This is a genomic window from Bradyrhizobium sp. (genome assembly GCF_019244115.1).
GTDB lineage: Bacteria > Pseudomonadota > Alphaproteobacteria > Rhizobiales > Xanthobacteraceae > Bradyrhizobium.
In genome coordinates, this window is sequence record NZ_JAFATE010000685.1 from 1 (window position 1) to 4,278 (window position 4,278).

The following is a 4,278-nucleotide window of genomic DNA, read 5'->3' on the forward strand; positions in this document are numbered from 1 at the left end:
CGGCGAGAACGATGCGCCCACCCGCATCAAGGTTGGATCGCATCGCGATATCGCGCGGCTGCTCGCACCGGCCGGCGAGGCGGGACTGTCTGACGGCGAGCTGAGCCGAGCGGGAGCAGCGCTGGACCGGCCGCTCGCATTGGCGACCGGTGACGCCGGCACGGTCTATCTGTGCCATCCGTTCCTGGTCCATGCCGCGCAGATGCACCGTGGTGCGGTGCCGCGCTTCCTGGCGCAGCCGCCGCTCCAACCGGCCGAACTTTTTCGGCTGCATCGCGAGGATGGCGACTATTCGCCGGTTGAAATCGCCATCCGGCAGGCGCTGCATGAAGACTCGGCCTGATGACGCGGCTGGACCGGCCGATCACGGCTGAGCACTCAAAGGGCGACGCTCACGCGCCCTTCGACTTGCTTGCAGCGGTTTCGCCTGCGAGCTTAGCAGGCCCGCAACGCCTTGCCATCGTCCGCGACCATCTCGGGCTGCCGGTCGAGCGTCACTGCGGGCGACAGCAGAATGACCACCGCTTGCGCGCCAAAAATCGCGAGCGCGAGGTAGAGGCATGCTTCCGCACCATAAAACCCGCCGACGACGGCGCCGAGCGCGGAGCCGAGCGGCCGGGCCGCGTAGCTCATGATGTTGATGGCGGAGACGCGGCCGAGCAGGCGCGGCGGCGTCACCGACTGGCGCAGTGTCGTGGTCGAGATCACCCAGAGGATCGGGCCGACACCGAGCAGGAAGAAGGCGAGGCCGGCGAGCAGCGGTATCGGGACCACCGTCGTGAGCGCCATCACGCCGGCACCGACAAAGCCGGTGACGGGTCCAAGTCCGATCACAATGCCGAAGGCGAGGCGGCGCATCACGCGCGTCGCCACCAGCGCGCCGATTACCATGCCGACGCCGTACATGCCGAGCACCACGCCGACGCCGGTCGCGGTCAGGCCGAGGCGGTGCACCGCATAGGGCACGAACACCGCAAGCAGCAGGAATGAGGCGGTATTGAAGATGAATTGCGTGACGAACACCGGGCGCAGCAGGGCATGATGCATGACGAAGGCGGCGCCCTCGCGGACCTCCTGCAGGGAGTGCCGCCGCGGCGCAGGCGCCCGCGCGGGCTCGGCGAGACCGGACAGCAGCACGACTGCAATCGCCGACAGCGCCGCGGCAAAACCGAAGGCGGGCGCGGCACCGACCCATCCGACCAGCGCGCCGCCCAGCGCAGGGCCCGAGGCGAAGGCAATGGTGCGCGCCAGTTCGATCCGCGCGTTGGCGGCCGGCAGGAGCTGCGGCGTCACCAGCTGTGGCACCAAGGCGGGGGCGGCGACGCTGTAGACCACGGTGCCGCAGACCGCGGCGAAGCCGAGCCCGGCGAGCAGGGGCAGGGTCAGGAGTCCAAGCCAGATCGAGGCGAGGATCCCGATCAGGGCGAGCGCGCGCAGCGCCTCGGCGCCGGCCATCAGCAAGCGCCGTGACGCGCGGTCGGCCAAAAGGCCCGCCGGGATTGCAAACAGCAGGAAGGGCAGCGTCAGCGCGGTCTGCAACAGGCCGGTCTGGCCTTCGCCGACACCGAGCAGCAGCACGGCCACGATGGGCGCCGCGGCGAGCGCGATCTGCTCGGCCGATTGCGCTGCGAGGTTCGACCAGGCCAGGCGGTTGAAGGTCGGGGGCAGGGTGTCAACAATCGGAGACATGGCGTTTTCCCGGCAGATTTCCTGGAATGTTCGATTCCTGGTTGCCATTTTGGAGAGCCGGTGCCGGCAAACCACCCGTTTACCGACGACACTGCGGGAAAATGCGCCAGCGAATACCGGGCCGAGGCGGCGGCTGCGGAACCGAAGGGCCCAGATGCAGTTGCAAATGAATTGCATTAAAGGCCAAACTGGCCCATGTTAGGCTGATGGACGCTCGCACCTCAGAATTGCCGCGCGCAAAGCCTTTTGCGCTGGCGCAGGATACCGTTGCGGATCGGCCCGCCTGGCGTGGCGAGCGGGGTGAGCCATCGCTGTCGGACGTGTTCGCGTCGGTGCGGATGCCCCAGCGAGGCACCTTTTGGCGCAAGCTCCTGGCCTTCTTCGGTCCGGGTTATCTGGTCGCCGTCGGCTACATGGACCCCGGCAATTGGGCGACCTCACTCGCCGGCGGCTCGAAGTTTGGCTACGCGCTGCTCACCATCGCGCTGCTCTCGAACATCATGGCGATCATCCTGCAGTCGCTGTGCACGCGCCTCGGCGTCGGGGCCGGGCGTGACCTCGCTCAGGCCTGCCGGGACTCGTTCCCGCGCTATGTCGCCTGGCCGCTGTGGCTGTCGGCGGAAATTGCGATCACCGCGACCGATCTTGCCGAGGTGATCGGCACCGCAATCGGCCTCAACCTCCTGTTCCACATTCCGCTGGCGATCGGCGTCGTGATCACGGCGCTCGACGTGGTGCTGATTCTGGCGCTGCAGGCCTTCGGCTTTCGCTGGATCGAGGCGTTCGTGGTCGCGATGCTCGGGGTAATCGCCGCCTGCTTTGCGGTGCAGATCGCGCTCGCCGATCCCGACTGGGGCGCTGTCATCCGCGGCTTTGTGCCGAGCTCCGACATCCTCGGCAATTCCGACATGCTCTATCTCGCGCTTGGCATTCTCGGCGCCACCGTGATGCCGCACAACCTTTATCTGCATTCCGGCCTGGTGCAGACGCGCGGCTATGGCAACACGGATCGTGAACGGCGCGAGGCGATTACGCTGGCGACCATCGATTCCACGATTGCGCTGTGCTTTGCGTTCGTCATCAACGCCTCGATCCTGATCCTGGCGGCGGCGACCTTCCATCGCGTCGGCAAGAACGACGTCGCCGAGCTTGACCAGGCGCATGCTTTCCTCGCGCCGCTGCTCGGCTCGACGCTGGCGCCGACCCTGTTTGCGGTGGCGCTTTTGTGCTGCGGGCTCAATTCGACCATTACCGCGACCCTGTCGGGCCAGATCGTGATGGAGGGATTTTTGGACTGGCGCATCGCGCCCTGGCTGCGCCGGCTGATCACGCGCCTGGTCGCCATCGTGCCGGCCGTCGTCGTCACCATCTGGGCCGGCGAGAGGGCGACCGGGCAGCTTCTGATCCTGAGCCAGGTCGTGCTCAGCCTGCAATTGCCGTTTGCAATCGTGCCGCTGGTGATGTTCACCGCGAGCCGGCCCAAGATGGGCCCGTTCGTCGCGCCGCGCTGGCTGACGGCGCTCGCCGCCGTCGTGGCGGCGCTGATCATCGGACTGAATGCGAAGCTGGTATTTGATTATGTGAGCGGGTGAACCGTCCAACGATGGTCATCGCCCGGCTCGACCGGGCGATCCAGTACGCCGCAGCTTATCAATTCACGTACGCCTGTCTCTGGAATACTGGATCACCCGCTGGCGCGGGTGATGACAGCCGTTATCAATCCTGCGGCTCCGAGGCGGCGTCGCCTGATGCGTCGACGCGCAGCCACCCCGAGGGGGCAAGGCGCTGTTGCGGCAGGAAGCGGCCCTTGTAGTCCATCTTCTTCGAACCCTCTATCCAGTAGCCGAGATAGACGTAAGGCAGGCCCTGGCGCCTGGCGCGCGCGATATGGTCGAGGATCATGAAGGTGCCGAGCGAACGGCTGCGCTCGTTCGGCTCGAAGAACGAATAGACCATCGACAGGCCGTCGCTCAGCACGTCGGTGAGGGCGACCGCGATCAGGTCGCCGCTGCGGCCGCTGGCGCCGGTATCGCGGCGGCGATATTCGATAATGCGGGTCTCGACATGGCTGTCCTCGACCATCATCGCGTAGTCGAGCACGGTCATGTCGGCCATGCCGCCATGGCGGTGCCGCTGGTCGAGATAGGCGCGGAAGATCGAATATTGTTCCGAGGTCGGTACCGCGCTGCGCTGCTCGCCGACGATGTCGGCATTGCCGGCCAAAACCTTGCGGAAATTGCGCGACGGCCTGAACTCGTTGGCGATCACCCGCACCGAGACGCAGGCCCGGCATTGGTCGCAGGCCGGGCGATAGGCGATCGATTGGCTGCGGCGGAAGCCGCCATGGGTCAAAAGGTCGTTGAGGTCGGCGGCCTTGTCGCCGACCAGATGCGTGAACACTTTGCGCTCCTGTCGGCCCGGCAGATAGGGGCACGGCGAGGGCGCCGTCAGGTAAAATTGCGGAGTATCACGCGAATGCTGGGTCAAGGAACGTCGTCAGCCTCCGAAACAGCTTCGAGTAATAGCATCGCGCCACGGGCGCTAATGGTCAATCGATTTGGTGACATCGCGTGCGCAGCCTGCACGGAC

Annotated in this window: 3 protein-coding genes and 1 pseudogene; 2 read left to right on the forward strand and 2 right to left on the reverse strand. The window is 66.3% G+C overall.

Annotated features, from left to right (window positions below; translation table 11 throughout):
• Positions 1–343: pseudogene (locus tag JOZ76_RS29720) on the forward strand (phytanoyl-CoA dioxygenase); the annotation flags it as partial.
• Positions 344–435: 92 nt separating this feature from the next.
• Here the strand turns inward: JOZ76_RS29720 and JOZ76_RS29725 are convergent.
• Positions 436–1,689 (reverse strand): MFS transporter, encoded by a 1,254-nt coding sequence (locus JOZ76_RS29725; protein ID WP_291704810.1) that lies wholly within the window; start codon positions 1,687–1,689, stop codon positions 436–438.
• Between the two features lie 206 nt (positions 1,690–1,895).
• On the opposite strand from JOZ76_RS29725, the gene JOZ76_RS29730 reads away from it, so the two are divergent.
• Positions 1,896–3,281, forward strand: coding sequence for an Nramp family divalent metal transporter (locus JOZ76_RS29730; RefSeq protein WP_291704812.1), 1,386 nt, complete (start codon positions 1,896–1,898; stop codon positions 3,279–3,281).
• A gap of 124 nt (positions 3,282–3,405) precedes the next feature.
• Here JOZ76_RS29730 and JOZ76_RS29735 read toward each other — a convergent pair whose 3' ends face one another.
• Positions 3,406–4,176: an arginyltransferase gene (locus JOZ76_RS29735; protein ID WP_291704813.1), complete on the reverse strand. Its 771-nt coding sequence runs from the start codon at positions 4,174–4,176 to the stop codon at positions 3,406–3,408.
• Positions 4,177–4,278: the final 102 nt, after the last annotated feature.